The sequence below is a fragment of the Paenibacillus sp. JT22N12 genome, from assembly GCF_056269365.1.
In genome coordinates this window covers 343421-364464 of record NZ_JBWDNU010000003.1, presented here as the reverse complement: position 1 = coordinate 364464, position 21044 = coordinate 343421, and the positions used below count along the sequence as shown (strand labels likewise).

Here is a 21044-nt window from a genome sequence, read left to right as displayed (position 1 = left end):
GGGTGAACAGGGTGCTTGGTCGCAGTCAAACAGGAAACAGCAAGTATATGAAACAAATCAATCGGCAAGAGATTCTGCGTAAGCTCCGGGAGAATAAACGGGCTTCCAGAGCGGATTTGTCTAAGCTTACAGAACTAAGCCGGCCATGCGTATCTTCATTGGTCGATGAAATGATAAAGGAAGGACTTATTTATGAGGTCGGTATAGGTGAGTCCAAGGGCGGTAGAAAGCCGATCCTGCTCGAATATAATTTTCAGGCCTACGGTGTTGTCGGGGCTATTTTTGAGGGCAGTACATTGTATATGTCCATCGCTGATCTAAGTGGAGATTTGTTGGTTGATTACAGCTTTCGATTGCCGCAGCCTACAAACGGGGAAATGGCCATTCGTTATCTGGAATTAGGTCTCTCAACCTTGCTTGGTAAAAGTGGGTTTGAAAAATCCCGATTGCTTGGAATAGGCTTAGGTTTGCCCGGGATTACACAGCGTAACAATGGAACAGTGAGTTATGCGCCAAGCACAGGGTGGATGGGTTTGCCGGTTAAGCAGGAGATAGAAGAACGGTTAGGCATACCGGTTATGATCGATAATGACGTAAATTTGATGGCTTTAGGGGAGTTTCATAAGGGCGTCGGGAATGGCATTCTGAATCAAATTTATATGTATGTGGGCACGGGGATTGGCGCAGGCATTATTATAGATGGCCAATTATACAGGGGTTCCCGAGAAGCATCCGGCGAGATCGGTTATATGATGGTGGGGCAGGTTGAGAAGCTTCGCCGGGGTGAATATGGGGTTTTCGAAAGAAATTACTCTGCACCCGTCATTTATGAAAAGGCAAAAAAAGTTTTGCCTTCTCTCGAAGTGGAGTCTGGCGTGATTCAGCAGCTGATACAGCATGCTGAAGATGGCCATGAAGCGGCAAGCCGATTATTACATGATATTTACAGGCATTGGGCTTACGGAATCGCAAATATGGTGAGCATACTGGACCCGGAATTGTTGATTTTAAGCGGGGAGATGATTGAGATCGGAGATAGCGGTTTAGAGAAAATCCAAAACATGTTGACGGAGTGGGTTCCCTATGTGCCTCAAATCAAGCTGGCGACTCTTGATACCAGAGCGGGTATTATAGGGGCGATTCACAGTGTTTTGGAAGCTTTCCCTGTAGTGAAATCCAACAAAATACACCCTTCGGGAGGTTATACATATGACAACAAATAAAGGAAATGTATACAGATTGCTCTTGGGTATTTTTGTCGGCGCTATGATGGCCGTGGTTGCAGCTTGCGGAGGCTCCACGCCGAGCGGCGTAAATAATAGCGAGCCGCCCCCCTCGGCGCCCTCTGACATTCCGGCTGCTGCGGAGGCGCCTAAATCGGCAGAGAAGCAAAAGCTGGTCATCTATACGGCGAGAGATAAAAGTGTCGTCGATGAAATCATTCCAAAATTTAATGCGGAGCATCCGGAAGTAGAAGTCGAGGTATTAACGATGGGAGCGCAGCAAATTCTAGAGCGCGTCCGGGGAGAGAAAGCCAATCCTCAAGCCGATTTCTGGTGGGGCGGAACGCAATCCGCTTTGATGACTGCTGCCGATGAAGATCTCCTGGAAAGCTTCAAGCCCAGCTTCGCAGACAGCATACCGGCTTTGTACAAAGATGAAAAGGATCGCTGGTATGGCGAAATGCTGCTGCCAGAGGTGATCATGTATAATTCCAAAGCGCTTAAACCAGAAGACGCTCCCAAGGATTGGGATGATCTGCTTGATCCGAAATACAAAGACAAAGTCATCATCCGGGGTGTTCTTGCATCTGGAACGATGCGAACCATCTATTCCGCCATGATTTTTAAGGAAGGTGCTGCTGAACCTGAAAAAGGCTATGAATGGCTCAAGAAGCTGGATGCGAATACGAAAGAATATGCGCAGGATCCAACTAACCTTTACTTGAAATTAGCCCGAGAAGAAGGAACGTTATCGTTGTGGAACTTACAGGACATTATGATTCTGAAGAATTTGAAGAATCAGCCGTTTGATTTTATTTATCCGGCAAGCGGAGCTCCTATTCTTGTAGACGGAGTTGGCATGGTGAAGAATGCCAAAAACAAAGAGGCCGCTGAGAAATTTTATGAGTTCTTATTCGACTCCAAACTTCGAGTTGAATTGGCTGAAACATTATTCCAGATTCCTACTCGCACAGATATTAGCAAAGATACGCTTCCAGCTTGGCTAAACGGTATCGAGTTGAAGCCAATGAATATTGATTGGAAGGTAATGGCTGATAAAGAAATGGAATGGATGCAGTATTGGGATGAAAACATTAAAGGAAAAGGATCAAAGTGATTCCGCTTAGTGGCGGGATGCGCAGGTCCTCTTCCTGAACTTTGTAAGGGAGGCACCGTACGTGATCGAAGTCGCTCTGGAACATGTAACCAAGCAGTTTGGAAAAGTGTCGGGCGTTCAGAACGTGAACATTCGAATTCAGCCCGGCGAGTTCTTCACGTTCCTTGGTCCAAGCGGATGCGGTAAGACGACAACGCTCAGAATGATCGCAGGCTTTTACTATCCAACCTCCGGCCGCATTATATTCGGCAATGAGGATGTAACGACTTTGCCGCCCCATAAACGAAATACCGGGATGGTGTTTCAGAATTATGCCTTATTTCCTCATATGACGGTATTTGAGAATGTAGCCTTTGGCCTCCAGGTTAGAAAGCGGCCGAAAGACGAACGGCTCCAAAGAGTAGAACGCGCCTTACGGCAGGTACACTTGCAGGGATACGGCAATCGCCGTATTGATCAATTATCCGGTGGTCAACAACAGCGTGTTGCTCTTGCAAGAGCGCTGGTAATTGAGCCGAATATTTTGCTCCTGGATGAGCCCTTATCGAATTTGGATGCCAAATTGAGAGAAGAGACGCGTTTGGAGATAAAAAGACTGCAGCTTGAATCCGGTATTACAACCATTTATGTGACGCATGATCAAGCTGAGGCAATGGCGATGTCAGATCGGATTATGGTCATGCAAGGCGGCGTTGTGCAGCAGGTTGGAAAGCCGGATGAAATCTACAACCGGCCGCTCAACCGATTTGTCGCTTCCTTTATAGGTGAGTCTAACCTGTGGGAAGGAGTCGTGGAGCGAATCGAGGGTGACCAGTTCTATGTCCGGGTTTCGCCTGATCTGGTCCTGTGCGGGTTCATAAAGAATAGTGACTCTCGTAGCCATCTTGCAGTGGGAGCACAAGCCACCATTTCTATTCGTCCTGAGGCTATCCGAGAGGCTCAGCCAGAGTCTTATCACTCGGAGAACACATTCTTGGCAAAAGTAGTCATTTCCGAATTCACCGGTGTGAATGTCCATTACTTGACGGAGGCCGCGGATAGGACGTTTAAAGCGATGTTCGTCAACCAGGGACACCAGGTTCGTCAGCGTGATGATATGCTTGCGATACACATTCCCAAAGAAAGTATTTATCTCTTAGAATAGGTGGAGGATGAAACCATGTTGTTCAAAAATACAAGATCTCCTCAGCCTGACAACAGACATCGTTCCCTCACTGCATCCCCTTACTTCGTGTATATATTAATCGCTCCCTTGTTTCTGGTGCTGCTTGCCTATGTGCTTTTCCCGCTGTATCAGACTTTTATTCAGAGTATCCGCATGGAAAGCAGTCTTTCTTTGAAAAACTATGCGCGGTTTTTCAGCCTAGAGCATACCGCCAATTTGGAGGCGCTCTGGACGAGTGTTTATATTTCCGTTCTAAGTGTAATAACCTGCGCGATAGTAGGAGTAGCCATGGCCTTTCTATTGGAACGCTATGAGTTTCCCGGCAGGAAGGTGCTGATGATTCTCGCCATGGTGCCGATGGCACTGCCTCCGCTTGTAGGCGTGCTCTCGTTCACTTTTCTATATGGAGAAAGCGGTATTATTCCCCGGACTCTCAAGCTGTGGTTAGAGATGGACCACGTACCATTTTCACTAAAAGGCGTTTGGGGCGTTCTCGTGGTTCACACTTTTACGATGTACACCTATTTCTATATGACCGCTTCAGCCGCGATCAAAGGGCTGGATCCGTCATTGGAGGAAGCGGCCGCAAGTCTTGGAGCAGGACGAATCTACATATGGCGGCGCATCATACTGCCTATGCTCACTCCAGCTATCGTCGCATCCTCCTTGCTTGTATTTATGATTGCCATGGCCTCCTATACGGCACCACTCATCTTTGGAATCGATAGAACGATGACGATGCAAATTTATTTGTCGCGCACCAACGGAAATTTGGATATGGCGGCTACACAGTCTACCTTATTATCCATTGTTTCCGTCCTGTTTCTCGTTATCATGCGCTGGTATCAAGGCTTACGTAGCTACCAGAATTCGAGTAAAGGTGTCAGTGTACACCGGACAGAGGTCAAGAGTGCATGGGGAAAATACATAGCCATGTTACTCTCTGTGATAGGTGTCATCATTCTGCTCCTGCCCATACTGGTGCTGATTCTCATCTCCTTTTCTACCGATGGTACCTGGACGACACAAATACTGCCGCCTGAGTACACCTTCAGGCATTATGTGGAATTGTTCACTGACGGAAAAACATGGCGTCCTATTGCAAATAGTTTCAAAATGAGTTTTATTGCTACGGTTGGCAATGTGATATTCGGGGTTGCTGCCGCCTATGCGATGGTTCGTCTCAAATTTAAAGGAAAAACATTGCTGGATGTATTCATCATGCTCCCGTGGGCTTTACCCGGGACGGTTGTAGGGATTAATCTGATTACGGCTTTCAGCACACCGTCAGCATTTAGTTTTGGGCAAGTTTTAGTGGGGACGTTCTGGATTCTGCCATTAGCCTACTTTGTTCGTCATTTACCGCTTGTATTCCGTTCAACGTCAGCTACGCTTATGCAGATGGATCCTTCCATCGAAGAGGCTGCCCGTAACTTGGGAGCGTCATGGTGGTATAGCTTCCGCCGTATCGTATTTCCCCTGTCACTTAGCGGAATTCTGGCGGGTACCTTATTAGCCTTCGTTACAGGCATCGGTGAATTCGTCTCGTCAATTCTCTTGTTTACATCAAGTACAGCTCCGATATCAGTGGAAATTTTCCAAAGAATGTATTCCTTTGAATTTGGAACCGCCTGCGCTTATGGCGTGCTGCAAATCATCCTCATCATTATCGTTCTCTTTCTCTCTAAAAAATTGACCGGCGACAAAGCGGGGACAGCTGTATAAAAGGTTGATCATTCCGCGGGGATCTTAAGGCTCACAACCGCTGCATGATAGAACAAGCCGGAAATTCACGATTTCCGGCTCAGCACTCAGAGGAGAAACAAGGAGGAGACAAAGTGATGAAGCGTACATGGTTGAAGGTGTTCACCAGTATTACTAGTGTTGCTGTATTAGGAAGCATGCTGCTTCCTGGTATGGCGCAGCCTGCCAGCGCCGATAGAGGTGTTGTTGATCTCTGGAAATCCATTAAACCTCTTACCACGATTGCCAGCGCCATGAATACGGGAGCCCACCCGGACGACGAGCATAGTGCAATGCTTGCCTATCTATCATTGGGAAGAGGCGTCAATACGTTAAGTGTTATTGCCAACCGCGGAGAAGGGGGCCAGAATGAGATTGGCAGTGAGCTCGGCAACGCACTGGGCATTATTCGTACACGCGAGCTGCAGGAAGCTTCCAAAATCACAAATGTCACCTTGGGCATATTAAGCGAGCAGATCAATGACCCTATATTTGACTTCGGATTTTCCAAAAGTCCGGATGAGACGCTGCAAAAGTGGGGAGATTCCGTTGTCTATGAAAGACTTATTCGGAAAATAAGGGAGCTGCGTCCCGATGTTGTCATTCCCTCTTTTCTCAATGAAGAATCTACACACGGCCATCACCGCGCCATTAACGTAATAACGGTTCGTGCCTTTCAGGACGCTGCTAACCCTGAGGTGTTCCCGGAACATTTGAAAAAAGGGCTCCAGCCTTGGCAGATCAAGAAGTTGTATCTACCCGCAGATGAGAAGGACTATAATGTTGCCGTTCCTGTGGGGGATTATGACGAAATCTACGGCGCATCTTATGTTCAATTAGGCGAAGAATCCCGCTTCATGCATAAAAGTCAGGGGATGGGTAGACATGTAGAAGAAGGACCGGGCTACAACTATTATAAGTTAAATTCATCACCTAATTCGGGGAAAGAGCAGGATTTCTTTGACGGTATTGCCTTCTCCTTCGAGGATTTGGCAAATGAGGTGGAAGCAAAGGGCAAAGATCAGAAAGTGATCAAGGATTTACGCGCACTAAACGAGGATGCGGACGAAGTTATAAAAGCATATCCTGTTTTCACTGACGTAGCACGGGAAGTTCAGGAAATGAGAGCGGATGTCGAAACTGCCATTATGGATATTAAGGCTTCGACGCTGGACGCAAGCGTCAAGACGGATCTGCTGTATCGTCTTCAGGTGAAAGAAGATCAATTGAACAAAGCAGGTATGGAAGCAACGTCAATGGTGGTGAAGGTAAACCCGGAAACTAGTGAAATCGTTGCAGGCCAAACCGTTAAGATGACGGTTACTGCATACAATGGTGGCAGAAGCGACCTGGGTAATATTAAGCTGCAGCTGAATGTGCCAAAGGGCTGGACAACAAAAGCAGTTGGAACCACGAAGTTTGACCAATTAAACTACAATCAGACGGTAACCGCTACTTATGAAGTTCAAGTTCCGCTGAATGCAGCAGAATTTCAAGTCTATCAGCCCTCTGTCGTAAGTGCTGATGTCAGGTATCAGTTAGATGGCGTTTCGGGGAAAATACATGTTGCCCCATCCACGCAAGTGGCGGTACTGCCGGCATTTGCCCTGTCGTTAAGTCCTAGCGCAACGGTGCTAAACACGTTGAAGATTGAAGAGTCTCTCCCGGTCAAGGTTACCGTTCACAATTACTCGCCAGGCGCAGCCAATACTGCCGTTGCCTTGAACGTGCCTAAGGGCTGGACGGTAACACCTGCATCCCAGGAAGTGAGCTTCGCAGCCAAAGGTGAGACGAAGCCTCTAACGTTCCAGATCAAAGCGCCAGCAGGAACGGCCGTTGGCAAATATACCGTAACCGCGACGGCAACAAGTGGAAAGGTCACAAGCAAGGAGAACGTACAGGTAATCGAGTATTCTCATATTGGCAGAAATTACTTGATCCAGCCAGCCGAATTGAAGATTCAGGCTTTTGATTTGAAAGTGCCGGCAGATCTGAAAGTTGGATATGTATCCAGCGGGTTCGACAATATCGATCAATACTTAACGCAATTTGGTGTGAACGTTACACAGCTCGATGAGAAAGCGATCCAATCGGCTGACCTGTCTCAATACGATACGATTGTATTGGGTATTCGCGCATATGGTTTCCGTCCAGAGCTGCTGTCAAGCAATCAGAGATTGCTCTCTTATGTGGAGCATGGAGGAAATTTGGTCGTTCAATATCATAAGCCGGAGGATAACTGGAAGCCTGACCTTGCCCCTTATCCAATTCAAATCGGCGAGCCATTAATTAAATGGCGCGTAACGGATGAAAACTCCAAGGTAACAATGCTAGCGCCTGAGCATCCGATCTTTACTACTCCTAATAAAATTACACAAGAGGATTGGAGCAATTGGGTTCAAGACCGTTCGGCCTATAATCCTTCCGAGTGGGGCAAAGAGTACACGCAGCTGATCTCGAACGGAGACCCGGGAGAGAAGGAATTCACCGGAACATTCTTAACTGCCAAATACGGAAAAGGAACCTACACCTATAGTTCACTTGTATGGTACCGTGAAATTCCTGAACTGGTTCCTGGCACGATTCGCCTCTTTGTGAACATGATCAGCTTGAAACAATAGCCTTAAGGACAGAGGGAGGCCCTGGAATGGGCCTCCTTCACCAAACGGGGGAAGGATTAATAATGGATATTATCGATGTGCATGGTCGGGATATAGAGTCCATTCTTAAAGAGATTCATTTTGCGGTGGTACCGCTCGGATCTATCGAATATCACGGGCCTCATTCTCCACTGGGTACGGATGTCATCCTGGCGAATGAATTCGCCAAGGGTCTCCATCCTTCTTTAAAACCGCTCATTTATCCTGTTGTTTCTTACACTTCGTGTCCTGGCAAAACCCATCGTTTTCCGGGGACGATCTCAATTAGTCCCTCTGTCATAACCAATTATCTATATGAAATTATTGACTCGATCTGCCAACTGGGCATCCGGAATATATTGTTGTTAAATGCACATGACGGGAATATGGGTGTGTCGAGAACGGCAGCCGAAGCGATAACGGCTACCTATAAGGACGCGAATATTCTATTGGTCAACTGGTGGCAAATGGTGCCGGCACAAAGTGCGGAAGAAGCCGGAATTTTCACGGGCACACAGGGTAGAGGACATGGAGGTCCATATGAAATGTCAGTTGTCAAAGCATTTCGGCAGGATTTGGTCCACGTAAGGGATTGCGATGAGCAATTAACGGCAATTCCTTCAATATCGGATCTGCCTTATATATTGGTGGAAGGCAGTCCCGATGGGTGGGATGGATATACGGGGCACATTCAACAGATATCCATACAAGCCGGAAATTGGATCATAGAGAAGGCATTCGCCAATTTACATCAATTAATCGAAAATTGGCTGCACAAGCCGGTGAAAAATGACGGAGGTGAGTAACAATATGGGAAATCGTGAGGACATTCTGACAAAAGAAGGTCAAGTATTCCCGGGCAAAACATATACCGAAGCCGTACTTGAACCATCTTATAATGAAGCCAAGCAGCATCTGTTGGAGGCCATGATGGCTGTCAATAAGGCTCATTTGATCATGCTGAAGGAGCAGCAACTAATAACACAAGAAGAGGCTTGCGAGATTGCGAAGTCTATCGTAAATCTTGATCTTGATGGTCTCCGCCATTCCAGTTATTCGGGCCAGTATGAGGACTTATTCTTTCAGGTGGAAAGTCAGCTTCATCAGCTTGCAGGCGATGTTGCGGGAAATTTGCATCTGGCCAAGAGCCGTAACGATATGGGCGTCACCATCTATCGCATAGTACTTCGGGAAAAGCTGCTCATCACGATGCAATCCGCGTTACAGTTGCGCGAGCAGCTTCTTCACTTCGCAGAAGAGCATGTCCAAACCGTGATGATTGGCTACACACACACCCAGCACGCGCAGCCTACGACTATGGCGCACTATATCATGGCTGTTGTGGACTCGCTTACTAGAGACCTACGGCGGTTGACGGCCGCTTTTAATAATTGTAACCACAGCAGCATGGGAGCGGCTGCACTCACAACGACGGGCTTTTCTATCGATCGGCACCGTGTGAAAGAGCTTCTTGCTTTTGACGATCTGGTAGAAAATTCCTATGATGCTATTGGCGGGGCGGATTATCTGGGTGAGGTGGCAAACGCAATAAAACTTGCAGCTGTCAACCTGGGGAGGGTAGTTCAGGATTTACTGCTCTGGTGCACACAGGAATTTGCTGTTATCAAAGTAGCCGCTCCTTATGTGCAGATCAGTTCCATTATGCCTCAGAAACGGAATCCTGTTTCTCTGGAACATATGCGTGCCTTACTTTCCAGCTGTGTGGGCAATGCGGACTCCGTCCTTACGATGATGCATAATACGCCATTCGGCGATATTGTCGATACCGAAGACGACATGCAGCCATATGCATGGAAGTCTCTTGAACTTATGGACAAGATCTATCGATTGCTAGCCGTTGTAGTGGGGACTATGGACGTCAATAAAGAAGTCCTCCGCAAACGGACAACAAGCAGTTTCGCTACCGTTACAGAGCTGGCGGATACCTTGGTTCGAACGGACAATCTCTCCTTTCGAACCTCTCACCATATCGTTAGTTCATTGGTAAAAAGAGCGATGTCGGAAGGTTTATCTCCTAAAGAAATGACACTGGAATTAGTTAATGAAGTAGCTGGTGAAATCATAGGACGTGATCTAACAATCGATACAAACACCTTGAAGCAGTCCTTGGATCCAATGAATTTTATTCACATACGCTCTTTGCCAGGAGGACCAAATCCTCAAGAAATGAACCGCATGATTCAAGATCGTGGCCATCAGCAGCTGGCTCTCGCTAAATGGCTTACCAAGTCCAATCATAAAAGTCAAACCGCCCTGCAGTTTCTAGATGAAGTTATGATGGAGTGGGGTAACCCATAATGTCTTCACATCAAATTCCCCTCCTTGCCTTAGATGGAGGCGGTACAAAAAGCCTATGCAACTTCTTCGATGAGTATGGCCAAATTCTAGGTCAGGGCAGGTCTGGTTCCTGTAATTATCAGGGAGTCGGAAAGGAAGCTGCCGTGAGAGAGCTCATCCTTGCCATTCGCAATGCCTTGGAGGATTGCAAGTTCATGGGAGAATGGGTGATTGGTGAAGATGAATTTGTAACGGATTGTGCTGCGCTCGGGTTAGCCGGCTTGGATACGGATTATGACCGCAGGATCATCGAAGAGATTGTCAAAGATGCCCTCCAGCATTTACGCATTAGTGCAAAACATTTGATCATCGAAAACGATGGCTTCGCTACGCTAATGGGAGCCACCAATGGTCAACCCGGAGTTCTTATGATTGCCGGAACTGGATCAATTGTCTATGGCATGAATGATCAAGGAGTGGTTGTCAGAGCAGGAGGGTGGGGTCATCGGGTTGGGGATGAGGGGAGCGGGTATTGGATCGGTAAACAAGCCATTATTCACATTTTGAGAACAAGGGATGGAAGGATGGCTCCGAACAAGTTGGCCCACTATATTTTTCCTTATTTGGGGCTCAAGGATCACGAAGAATTGTTTAATTGGATTTATAGTACCAGCTTTTCGGTGGAAAAAGTAGGTGAGCTGTCCAGGATTGTCTCACAAGCGCATATGCAAGGCGATCCATTGGCTTTTTCCATCATGAAGCAAGCTGCAAAGGAGTTATTTGCATGTGCTATGGCAGTCATCGATCAAATAAATTTATATACAAAGCCGTTTCAAATCATATTGCAAGGCGGGGTCTTACACAATAATGAGTTTGTGAGGGAATATGTAACAAATCAATTCATGAAACATACACCCTTTGGTCAAATAGAAAGCGGGGCGAAGGAGCCTATTTATGGAATGATGGTTTTGGCCTTAGATCACTACTATCAAAGAAAGAATAAGAATTCATGAATAAATGATGGACCATGAATCTCTGGGAGGAGTTAGATGAAAAAAAGGCTGTTGTTCGTTTTTGCCCATCCCGACGATGAGTCATTCGCTTGCGCGGGAACAATGGCGAAATATCGAGAAGCCGGTCATGATATCTATCTGATATGCGCAACTTCCGGTTGTGGGGGAAAGTCCGGTGAGTACCTTGTAACCTGTAAGCAGGAACTTGCCTCAGTCCGGGAGCGGGAGCTGACTCACGCTTGCGACATTTTAGGCGTATCGAATTTGCATCTGCTCCGTTATCAGGATGGAAGTTTAGCCAATCAAGACATAGTCGAGGTAGCCGCAAAGATCGAATCCTATATCCTGCAGCTGAAGCCGCATGTTATCGTAACGTTTCCTCCCAACGGAGTTACCGGACATCAGGATCACATTGCAATATCTCAGGCTACGGTACAAGCAATTCTTCAGTCCGAGAAGAAACTGGATCCAACCCAGTTGTGTTCCTTTTACTTTACATCGATTCCCCATTATTACGACTATTGTTCAGACTCAGCACCATCCAGCGCAGTTCCTATAACCGGGAAAGTGAACATTATTCAACATCGTGAAGCAAAGGGGAGGGCGCTTCAATCGCATAGAAGCCAAATTTACTCTGTAAATCGAGTTTATCCAGGCGTCATGCAAGGCGTCTTTCGTGTTATCGGTCAGTTTGAATATTATACGAAGGTAAGGGCAGACGGGAAGTTTACATATATACAAGAATCCTTCATAGGAATTCCGGAGGTAGAGCTTTGTTATTGAACATGTAAACATTATACGATGGGTATCACGCGCAAATGGATCATGTTCAAAGTTGGAGGCAAATGCTATTGTAGCTCAGTCATCTCGAGCAGTGAAAATCACGTAAAATCCCTATACGGCCGGCTGCTGAAATTTCGGCTGCCGGTTTTATTTATTCTCGTAACTCATCGAAAGCGACTGGTCAGGTAAGCATCTTGTCTGTTCCTTAACGAATTTTTATGCGTGAGTCTAAGCATATGCGGGTTTTTATATAATAATTATGAGAGTAGTGAAAAAGAGAGTACTAGAGGGTGAAATGCGAGAATGAAGATGGATCGCCTTATTAGACAGATAAAGATTCAAAACAGACTGGTCGTCTCCTTCGCTGTTCTATCATTGGTTCCATTACTAATCACCGGACTTTTTACGTACTATAAATCAAGTGAAGCCATGAAGACCAAGATAAGCACTTATTCGATCCAGGTGATGAATCAGGTGAGTGAAAATATTCAAAATGAACTTGTCCGAATTGAAAATGACAGCATTGATATTGCCTTCCTGGATATCGTTCAAAATACGCTGCTTTCCTTTCATAAGCTCAACGAATGGGAAAAAAATGATATTGAGTTAAAAATGCATGATGTTCTGGTCAAAAGATTTACCTTTTATCGCAGCATTTCGGATGTGCTCCTGTATACAAGGAACAAAGAGAAAATCATTGCTTTTGGGGACTTTAATTTTAAATTTAAACTGCAGCCTGACTATTTAAACCGTATTTTTGAGGAGACGCTGTTCAATAACGGTATTCCCATATGGACAATTGAGGATAGGAGTAATGAAGAAGTTTCTTGGAATTCGGACTATAGAATAAATAATTACGGTAAGTACGGTATCCTGCTATCGAGAAGCCTTAAGTCACTGCGGCAGGGAATACCCCTTGGGTATATTATGATCAGAGTGAATGAGAAATATATTTTAAAAAAGTATCAGGATATAGACATTGGAGACGGTGCCGATGTTTTTATATTGGATGGAAAAGGTACGGTTATTTCCAGCCGGAGCCCTGAAATGCAAGTTGCCAAGACGTATCTTGACAGCTCTCTCATTGAGAAGATTAAACAAAATAAAGAAAAAGATATATATTCATTTAATAGTACAGTCTCGGGAAAACGGAATTTAATTGCCTATAACTATATACCAAGCGCCGACTGGTATGTAGTTAGTACGATACCGTTTTCCTATCTGAACGAGGAGTCCATTCGCATAGGTATTTATATTACTATTTTGGGAATTGTATGTTTTCTACTTGCGCTCCTTCTTTCCCTTATCGTATCCAAAAGTATCTCAATGCCTTTAAAACAGCTGGTCGATTCCATGAATAACGTAAAAACAGGCGAATTTTTAGTTCAGATTGAGGACAATAGCCGTGATGAGCTAGGGGTAGTAACGACCAAATTCAATACTATGGTGAGGGAACTTCAATTCCTTATTGATGAAGTCAAAAGAAAAGAAAATTTGAAAAGGCTTGCAGAGCTGAAAACCCTTCAGGCGCAAATAAACCCGCATTTTCTTTCTAATACTCTGAATACCATAAGGTGGCTTGCTAATAAACAGAAGGCGGACAATATAGCAAGCATTATTACCTCACTTATCGAACTGCTGCACGCAAGCATGGGAAAAGGAAGTGAACTAATCAGCTTAAGGGAAGAGATCGAATATGTAAAAAGCTACTTAAATATAATGACATACAGATATTATGATAAGTTCAAGGTTCATTTTGAGATGGAGGAAGGCGTTCTAGACTGCCAAATATTAAAATTTATATTGCAGCCGATCGTGGAAAATTCACTGCTGCACGGGCTTGAGCCTGCGGAGGGGCAGGGCTTGATCATCATCAAAGGCTACAGGGTGGAGAACGAATTGAAAATATCTATCACCGATAACGGGGTCGGGGTGGCTAGCGAGGTTATGAACCATTTATTGCGGGGGAACCTGCCAATTAAGGAAAGAAGCCTGAGCGGTATTGGCATTCGTAATGTTGATGAAAGAATCAAGCTGTATTTCGGGGAGCAATACGGGATTTCCATCCAAAGCGCTTCGAACCTGTTTACTACTGTAGAGATTACGATTCCTGCCGCAGGAGAGAAGGAGGTCGACCAATATGCTGAAGGTACTTATAGTGGATGATAATGCCTTTTCACGGACAGACTTGAAAACTATGATCGACTGGGAATGCAATGGATTTTATATTTCGGGGGAAGCCAATAACGGAACAAACGCAATTCATTTACTACAGCATGAACTGCCTGATATCGTTATCACCGACATGAACATGCCTGTAGTGAATGGCATAGAACTGATCGAACATATAGAAAAACACTGTCCGCAAGTCAGGATTATTGCTATAAGCGCATTCGACGATTTCGATTATGTTAGGCAGAGTATGAAAAAGGGGGCCATCGACTATGTGCTGAAGCACCGGCTGGATGCTGTCGTTTTGCTGGATATACTTGAGGCAGCCCGAGGCTCCATAATGCATTATAAAAATGAACGCGACAGACAGAGTGAGTTTAACAAAGAGCTTTTAAATGGGAGGGTGGTTCTGCGTCATGAGTTTTTTCACAAGCTCATAGAGGGAAGCCTGTCAGATATCCATGAGATTAAGAACAAATTAGACTCCCTTGAGATAAAAATCGATACGCAGAGCTTGGCTGTAACTGTTATTGAGATTGATGACTTTCGCTTAATTGAAGAAAAGTTCTCCCCCAAAGAAATAGATATTTTGTTGAAAACCTGTATGGATATATCTAAGGAGATACTCGCCGATTGGGAGAAATCAGTCATTTTCCAGGATATAAAAGGGAGATTTATTGTGATTTTTTCTTTAGGCAAGAACATCAGCATGATGTATATATATAATAAACTTTATACTATTTTAAACAGAATAAGGTCGGAGATTACCAGATATTTGAACATAACGGCATGTTTTGGTGTAAGTAATGATTGCAAGGGAATACTCGATCTATATCAAGCGTATAGCGAAGCAAATTCCAGATTGAAGGACAAGTTTTATAAGGGGAAAAACGAAATTTTTTTCGAAAATGCAAGCGAAAAGCATGAGGAGGGCTTCTTTTGCCTGGATATCAAGGATGAAAAAGCTATATATACGGCTCTTAGAAATTTGGAATACGAGAGCACGGAGAGACTGATTGAGAAAACCTTTAATAAAATCGTAACTTTACGATTAAGCAGTAAATCAACTCAAATAATATGTGTGGAATTAATCAATATTGTCAATAAAGTTTCCAAAGATACCGGTATTGAGATGTCTAAGCTTTATGCCAGTGAGGATAATCCCTACAATATGATCCAGAAATATGAGACCCTCGAGGAAATTAAGAACTGGGTTCTGAGCCTTAACCGTAAATTGATTGCTATGCTGGAGCGGATAAAAATAGACAACCGACTAAGCAGAATTACTAAGAAGGCTGTCGAATTTATTCATCGTAATTTCGGAAAGGATCTTTCTTTAATCGATGCGGCCGACTTCGCTGGGGTAAGCAGCTCTTATCTCAGCAGGCTTTTTAAAGAGGAGTGCCGGATGGGCTTTGCCGAATACTTGAACCATGTCAGGGTCGAAAATGCCAAACTACATATAGAAAATGGTGAACTAAAGCTAAAAGAAATTGTAAGTCAGGTGGGTTTTAACAATTATAACTACTTTTTTAAGGTATTTAAAGAGGTATCGGGCATGACGCCCCTTGAATATGAGCTTGCCTACCGCAGGTAAACAGAGACATCCCAATGCCATGCCACATCAAAAAGTTAGAGTAGAGTACAAATAATTGGAGTTCGAAATAGGTGGATGGGTTTTTATAATTAGATATAGGCGGGTAGCCATATTCGCTACATTCATTTATATGAGGGGGAAGCATATGAAAAGGGTTTCCATTATTGCCGTATCTATTCTGTTCTTACTTTCATCCATTTTATCAGCGTGCAGCGACAGCGGCGGGGAGGAACAATCATCCCAAAGTGGGACTAATCAATCTCAGAAACCGACTAAGTTGTCATTGTGGACATTTCAGGAGCAGCACAAAAGATACTATGAAAAGACGGTTGAACTTTGGAATAAAAGCAATCCCAACGAGCCTGTTGAATTATCCATTGATACTTACCCCAACGCAGAAATGCATAACAAGCTTTTGATTGCCTTGCAATCGGGAGTTGGCGCACCGGATATTGCCGATATAAACATCAATTTCTTCCAAAACTTTCTGAAAGGTGATATTCAATTATTAGAATTGAATAACATCATCGAACCCGAGTTAGATAAGTTCATTCAATCCCGATTCGATATTTACAGTAAAGATGGAAAATATTACGGTATTGACTTCCACGTAGGTGCTACAGTGGTTTATTACAACAAGGAAATTTTGGATAAAGCCGGTGTGAGTGCGGATAACATTAAGACCTGGAGTGACTATATCGAAGCGGGGAAAAAGGTTTTGGCAGCCACAGGTAAGCCCATGACGGCTTTCGAGGTTACCGACCAGAGGCCGTTCTGGCCAATGATTGTTCAGCAGGACTCTGACTATCTTGATAAAGACGGCGGGGTTATTCTTGACAACGCAATCAATATAAAGACTCTGCAATCTATGCAGGATATGATCTATAAGGATAAAATTGCCATTCCCATGCCAGGAGGCGCTACAGGCTCCGAGGAATTTTTTACCTATATGAATAAAGGCGGAATGGCTTCACTGATTATGCCAATGTGGTACATGAGCAGGTTTTTAGACTATATGCCGGATTTAAAAGGTAAAATTGTTGTCCGTCCGATGCCAATCTGGGAGGAAGGCAACGCGAGGTCTGCCGGAATGGGGGGGACGGGTACAGCTGTTACCAAGCAGAGCAAGAATCAGGAAATTGCCGTTAAATTCCTCGCTTATGCCAAACTCTCCAAAGAGTCGAATATAAGGATATGGCAGGAACTGAAGTTTGACCCAATAAGATGGGACGTATGGGATTCTCCAGAGCTTCAGAATCCTGATGCGTACTTCAGTAATGAAAAAGTATTCAATGTGCTTATTAACATGAAAGAAGAGATTAAATCCCCTAATATGGGAGAATTGAGCTCCGCTTCCCAGGACATTGTAAAGTCGAATGTCTTGTTCAAGTCGCTGAAAGAACAGAGCCAAACCCCGGAACAGGCATTAAAGACTGCTGCCGATGAGCTGCGCAAGCAGTAAAAATAATGAAACCGGTTAAATGCATGTGAAGCTAAAAGTTTCTATTTGCAGCTGAGCTACAGAAAGGAGGTGGAAGTTTGTTAAGAGGTATGAACAATTCCGGTTTCAGCCAAAGAATGATGAAGAAACGGTTCAATTTTAGAAGCATTTTTTATTCGGGAAAATGGACACCGTACATCTTTGTCTCACCTTTTATTCTGTCTTTTCTCATATTTTTTTTATATCCTACGATTTCAACCTTCAAGATGAGCTTTCAGGAGGTGTTGGGGCTCAATAATGCAAGGTTTATAGGATTTGATAACTATTCGAGACTGTTCAATGAGCATTTTTATAACGCCTTGCTAACGACTACTATTTATACAATTTTATCGATTATAGTGTTGATTCCGATCCCCATCGTATTTGCCGTGCTGCTGAATTCACAGCTGACAAAGGGCAAAACGTTGTTCAAATCGGTTATCTTTTTGCCGGCTTTGACTTCGGTTATTGTTGCAGGCGTTTCCTTCAGGTTAATGTTTGGCGAGCTTGATACTGCCTTAATTAACTCTCTGTTGATCAAATTGGGGTTTTCTCCACAAAAATGGATGTTGAACTATAGTACCGGGATGATGCTGATGGTGATCTTGACCGTTTGGCGACATGCAGGGATCAATATGGTGTACTATCTTGCCGGCCTTCAGAGCATCCCGAAGGAATTGTACGAGTCTGCAGAAATAGACGGAGCCAGTGCATTTACCAGGTTATATACAATCACTTTACCGCTTTTAAAACCTATTATCATCTATACTTTGACAATTGGTATTTTTGAAGGATACAGGATGTTCGGGGAAAGCTTTGTATTCTGGAATGAAGGAATGCCGGGGGATATTGGACTTACCATTGTAAGGTATATTTACCAGCAGGCATTCCAGCGCAATGATATGGGTATGGGATCGGCTATAGGAATTACACTGCTTATGATTGTGCTTACCATTAACCTGGTGCAGTTGAAGTGGTTCGGACTCTTCAAAAAGGATGGCGACTGAGTGTGAATATTAAACTTAGAAGGAAGTGCATGACCTTATTGAATACTGTTTTCTTCATGATCGTCTGCTTTATCATCTTGTTTCCGCTATATTACATGCTTATGGCTTCGTTCAAGAGTTCCACGGAGCTGTTCAGAAACGGGATGGATTTCAGAATTATACCGAGCTTGATGAGTCTTGATAACTATAAGCTGCTTTTCACCGGCAAAGGCGATACTTATTTATACTGGTACAGGAACAGCCTTCTTATTACCGCCTTTCATACCGTGAGCTCACTGTTTCTTTCTTCATTAGTGGGCTATGGTCTAGGAGCCTATTACTTTAAGGGAAGGAACATTATTTTTACCTTGGTGCTGTTTGTCATGATGGTACCGCTTGAAATTCTTATTCTTCCTTTATACAAGCTGATTGTCGGTATGGGCATCATCAATACGTATTATGGAGTGATTCTTCCCTTTATGGTGTCGCCCATGGCGATATTTTTCTTCCGACAGTATGTGGGGGGGATTTCCAAGGATTTTATGGATGCCGGGAGGGTGGATGGCTGCACCGAGTTTGGTATATTTTTTAGAATTATGGCGCCTCTAATGCAGCCAGCCTTTGGAGCTATGGGGATACTACTTGCCATGCAGAACTGGAACAGTTTCATATGGCCTTTGATCGTGCTGCGCACAAATACCATGTTTACGATCCCGATAGGTCTTGCCTCCCTAATGTCGCCTTACGGGAACAATTACGACATGTTGATATCAGGAGCTGTCCTGGCCATTATACCAATTATTATCTTATTTCTGTTGAATCAAAAGGCTTTTATTTCAGGATTGGCAGCTGGTGGAGTTAAAGGTTAAGACGTATACTTGATTATTTTAATCTTGAAATTTAGAACTCAGGAGGCTGATAAAATGAATACGTTAAAAATCAACACGAACACAGGAGTCCACAAGGTCGACAGGAACATTTACGGACATTTTGTCGAACATTTGGGACGATGTATTTATGAGGGTGTTTGGGTAGGAGAGGATTCCGATATTCCCAATATTCGAGGAATGAGAAGTGATGTTGTTCATGCATTGAAAGAAATGAATATTCCTATCCTGCGATGGCCGGGAGGATGCTTCGCCGATGAATACCATTGGAAGGATGGCATAGGGCCCAAGGAAGAAAGAGCGCATATGATTAATACGCATTGGGGTGGCGTGGTAGAGAATAATCATTTTGGAACCCATGAATTCTATGATTTGTGCGAATTGCTGGATACCGAACCTTACATTTGCGGAAATGTAGGAAGTGGAACGGTTCATGAGATGCAACAATGGGTCGAATATATGACCTTTGAAGGTGAATCGCCTATGGCAGACCTGCGGAAAGCTAATGGTAGAAAGAAGCCGTGGAAGCTAACCTATTTTGGAGTAGGAAATGAAAACTGGGGCTGCGGTGGTAGAATGCGAGCGGAGTATTATGCTGATCTATACAGACAATACAGCTTATATGTTCGGGATTATGGAGACAATTCCATCTATAAAATCGCTGCCGGTCCCCGTGGGGACAATTATCACTGGACAGAAGTTCTGATGAGGGAAGCGGGCCTCTTTATGGATGGGCTGGCGCTCCACTATTATACGAGAGTAAGAGACCACAGCATCGTCATAGAGGGGGAGGACGGAAACAAGATTTACGTAAAAGACTCTAAGGCGGTGCGAGGCCAGGCGGTTGACTTCGATGAGAGCGAATGGTTTGGCATTATGAAAGCCGCTTACTACACGGAAGAGCTTGTTGAGAAACACTCGGCGATTATGGACAAATATGACCCCGACAAGAAGGTAGCATTGATCGTTGATGAATGGGGAACCTGGTTTGATGTCGAACCGGGTACCAATCCGGGCTTTCTGTTTCAGCAAAATACATTGAGGGATGCTGTTTCTGCAGGGATCAGCCTGAATATATTCAACAACCACTGCGACCGTGTAAGAATGGCTAACATTGCACAAACGATTAATGTCTTGCAAGCCGTTATTTTGACGGAAGGCGATCAGATGATACTTACACCAACTTATCATGTTTTCGAAATGTTCAAGGTGCACCAGGATGCCATATTGCAGCCGATTGAGCTTAATTCAAGTAGATACAATTTTGGAGAGGAGGATGTTCCTCAGCTTAGTGTATCGGCTTCTATCGATACTGTCGGCAGGCTGAATATCACCCTGTGCAATACAGACCCTCATAATAACGCTCAAGTGGAATGCGATACCGGAGGATTTGCAGCCAAGCAAGTATCTGGCAGGATATTAACGTCGTCCTCAATGAACAGTCATAATACGTTCGATCAACCGGAACAGGTCAAGCCCGCGGTGTTTAACAAAATGCAGCTGAATGAGGGAGGGTTGAGTGCTGATATTCCGCCTATGTCCGTTGTTGTACTGACGTTGGTTTGACTGGAGGGGACAAAATGACAACACAAAATCCATGCAGAAACTGCTCCGAAAATATTGAAGTAACTCAGGATAAAATAGAGGAAATGCTGCGGCAATTGGTACAAGCGAGACATATTCTGTTTGTGGATGAGGAAACGAGTAATAGAAGGCTTTCTCTATGTATGAGCTGCACTGCTTATGCACACGGAGGCACTTGTAAATATTGTGGTTGTCTCGTGCAAATCAGAACGAAAATTGATGGGAGACACTGCCCCTATCCTTTGCAGCCCAAATGGTAAATTAACACCAATCAACCATAGGGGGGTGCATCCTGCAAGGGAATTGATCCGTATAACCAGGCTCTACGACGATAAGGCAGATTATGGTGAACTGCAC

16 protein-coding genes are annotated in these 21044 nt (G+C 44.4%); all 16 read left to right on the top strand.

Annotated features, from left to right (window positions below; translation table 11 throughout):
- Nucleotides 1–11: 11 nt before the first annotated feature.
- The 16 genes from AC0YOA_RS12965 to AC0YOA_RS12890 all read left to right on the top strand — a co-directional run bounded on the left by AC0YOA_RS12965 (nucleotide 12) and on the right by AC0YOA_RS12890 (nucleotide 20947).
- Nucleotides 12–1223: an ROK family transcriptional regulator gene (locus tag AC0YOA_RS12965; RefSeq protein WP_475786920.1), complete on the top strand. Its 1212-nt coding sequence runs from the start codon at nucleotides 12–14 to the stop codon at nucleotides 1221–1223.
- Entirely contained in the window at nucleotides 1210–2340 is a 1131-nt protein-coding gene (locus AC0YOA_RS12960) for an extracellular solute-binding protein (protein WP_475786919.1), read from the top strand. Before AC0YOA_RS12965 ends, AC0YOA_RS12960 begins: the two co-directional genes overlap by 14 nt.
- 61 nt (nucleotides 2341–2401) lie before the next feature.
- On the top strand, nucleotides 2402–3484 hold the full coding sequence (locus AC0YOA_RS12955; RefSeq protein WP_475786918.1) for an ABC transporter ATP-binding protein: 1083 nt from the start codon (nucleotides 2402–2404) through the stop codon (nucleotides 3482–3484).
- A 15-nt stretch (nucleotides 3485–3499) separates the two neighbouring features.
- Nucleotides 3500–5230, top strand: a complete 1731-nt coding sequence (locus AC0YOA_RS12950; protein WP_475786917.1) for an ABC transporter permease — start codon at nucleotides 3500–3502, stop codon at nucleotides 5228–5230.
- A 113-nt stretch (nucleotides 5231–5343) separates the two neighbouring features.
- Nucleotides 5344–7869 carry an NEW3 domain-containing protein gene (locus AC0YOA_RS12945; RefSeq protein WP_475786916.1) on the top strand — a complete coding sequence of 842 codons (2526 nt, stop codon included), beginning with the start codon at nucleotides 5344–5346 and terminating at the stop codon, nucleotides 7867–7869.
- 62 nt (nucleotides 7870–7931) lie between these two features.
- Nucleotides 7932–8693 (top strand): creatininase family protein, encoded by a 762-nt coding sequence (locus AC0YOA_RS12940; RefSeq protein ID WP_475786915.1) that lies wholly within the window; start codon nucleotides 7932–7934, stop codon nucleotides 8691–8693.
- 4 nt (nucleotides 8694–8697) lie between these two features.
- Nucleotides 8698–10206, top strand: coding sequence for an argininosuccinate lyase (gene argH, locus AC0YOA_RS12935; RefSeq protein ID WP_475786914.1), 1509 nt, complete (start codon nucleotides 8698–8700; stop codon nucleotides 10204–10206).
- Complete coding sequence (locus tag AC0YOA_RS12930; RefSeq protein WP_475786913.1) at nucleotides 10206–11198, top strand: N-acetylglucosamine kinase; 993 nt, start codon at nucleotides 10206–10208, stop codon at nucleotides 11196–11198. Before argH ends, AC0YOA_RS12930 begins: the two co-directional genes overlap by 1 nt.
- Nucleotides 11199–11234: 36 nt before the next feature.
- Nucleotides 11235–11981 carry a PIG-L deacetylase family protein gene (locus AC0YOA_RS12925; protein ID WP_475770666.1) on the top strand — a complete coding sequence of 249 codons (747 nt, stop codon included), beginning with the start codon at nucleotides 11235–11237 and terminating at the stop codon, nucleotides 11979–11981.
- Nucleotides 11982–12284: 303 nt separating this feature from the next.
- On the top strand, nucleotides 12285–14147 hold the full coding sequence (locus AC0YOA_RS12920; protein WP_475786912.1) for a sensor histidine kinase: 1863 nt from the start codon (nucleotides 12285–12287) through the stop codon (nucleotides 14145–14147).
- A complete protein-coding gene (locus AC0YOA_RS12915) occupies nucleotides 14122–15750 on the top strand; it encodes a response regulator transcription factor (RefSeq protein ID WP_475786911.1) in 1629 nt (542 codons plus the stop codon). The genes AC0YOA_RS12920 and AC0YOA_RS12915 overlap by 26 nt, the downstream gene beginning before the upstream one ends.
- Nucleotides 15751–15895: 145 nt before the next feature.
- Nucleotides 15896–17212 carry an ABC transporter substrate-binding protein gene (locus AC0YOA_RS12910; RefSeq protein WP_475786910.1) on the top strand — a complete coding sequence of 439 codons (1317 nt, stop codon included), beginning with the start codon at nucleotides 15896–15898 and terminating at the stop codon, nucleotides 17210–17212.
- 89 nt (nucleotides 17213–17301) lie between these two features.
- A complete protein-coding gene (locus tag AC0YOA_RS12905) occupies nucleotides 17302–18237 on the top strand; it encodes a carbohydrate ABC transporter permease (protein WP_475770883.1) in 936 nt (311 codons plus the stop codon).
- A 29-nt stretch (nucleotides 18238–18266) separates the two neighbouring features.
- A complete protein-coding gene (locus AC0YOA_RS12900) occupies nucleotides 18267–19085 on the top strand; it encodes a carbohydrate ABC transporter permease (protein ID WP_475786909.1) in 819 nt (272 codons plus the stop codon).
- 54 nt (nucleotides 19086–19139) lie between these two features.
- Nucleotides 19140–20669, top strand: coding sequence for an alpha-N-arabinofuranosidase (locus tag AC0YOA_RS12895; RefSeq protein WP_475786908.1), 1530 nt, complete (start codon nucleotides 19140–19142; stop codon nucleotides 20667–20669).
- Nucleotides 20670–20683: 14 nt separating this feature from the next.
- Nucleotides 20684–20947: a DUF6171 family protein gene (locus AC0YOA_RS12890; protein WP_475770660.1), complete on the top strand. Its 264-nt coding sequence runs from the start codon at nucleotides 20684–20686 to the stop codon at nucleotides 20945–20947.
- The last annotated feature ends 97 nt before the right edge of the window (nucleotides 20948–21044 follow it).

Coding starts and splice junctions, on each gene's coding strand:
- AC0YOA_RS12960 (WP_475786919.1), top strand. CDS start 1,210: ATGACAACAAATAAAGGAAATGTATACAGATTGCTCTTGGGTATTTTT.
- AC0YOA_RS12950 (WP_475786917.1), top strand. CDS start 3,500: ATGTTGTTCAAAAATACAAGATCTCCTCAGCCTGACAACAGACATCGT.
- AC0YOA_RS12940 (WP_475786915.1), top strand. CDS start 7,932: ATGGATATTATCGATGTGCATGGTCGGGATATAGAGTCCATTCTTAAA.
- argH (WP_475786914.1), top strand. CDS start 8,698: ATGGGAAATCGTGAGGACATTCTGACAAAAGAAGGTCAAGTATTCCCG.
- AC0YOA_RS12930 (WP_475786913.1), top strand. CDS start 10,206: ATGTCTTCACATCAAATTCCCCTCCTTGCCTTAGATGGAGGCGGTACA.
- AC0YOA_RS12925 (WP_475770666.1), top strand. CDS start 11,235: ATGAAAAAAAGGCTGTTGTTCGTTTTTGCCCATCCCGACGATGAGTCA.
- AC0YOA_RS12920 (WP_475786912.1), top strand. CDS start 12,285: ATGAAGATGGATCGCCTTATTAGACAGATAAAGATTCAAAACAGACTG.
- AC0YOA_RS12915 (WP_475786911.1), top strand. CDS start 14,122: ATGCTGAAGGTACTTATAGTGGATGATAATGCCTTTTCACGGACAGAC.
- AC0YOA_RS12910 (WP_475786910.1), top strand. CDS start 15,896: ATGAAAAGGGTTTCCATTATTGCCGTATCTATTCTGTTCTTACTTTCA.
- AC0YOA_RS12905 (WP_475770883.1), top strand. CDS start 17,302: ATGAACAATTCCGGTTTCAGCCAAAGAATGATGAAGAAACGGTTCAAT.
- AC0YOA_RS12900 (WP_475786909.1), top strand. CDS start 18,267: ATGACCTTATTGAATACTGTTTTCTTCATGATCGTCTGCTTTATCATC.
- AC0YOA_RS12895 (WP_475786908.1), top strand. CDS start 19,140: ATGAATACGTTAAAAATCAACACGAACACAGGAGTCCACAAGGTCGAC.
- AC0YOA_RS12890 (WP_475770660.1), top strand. CDS start 20,684: ATGACAACACAAAATCCATGCAGAAACTGCTCCGAAAATATTGAAGTA.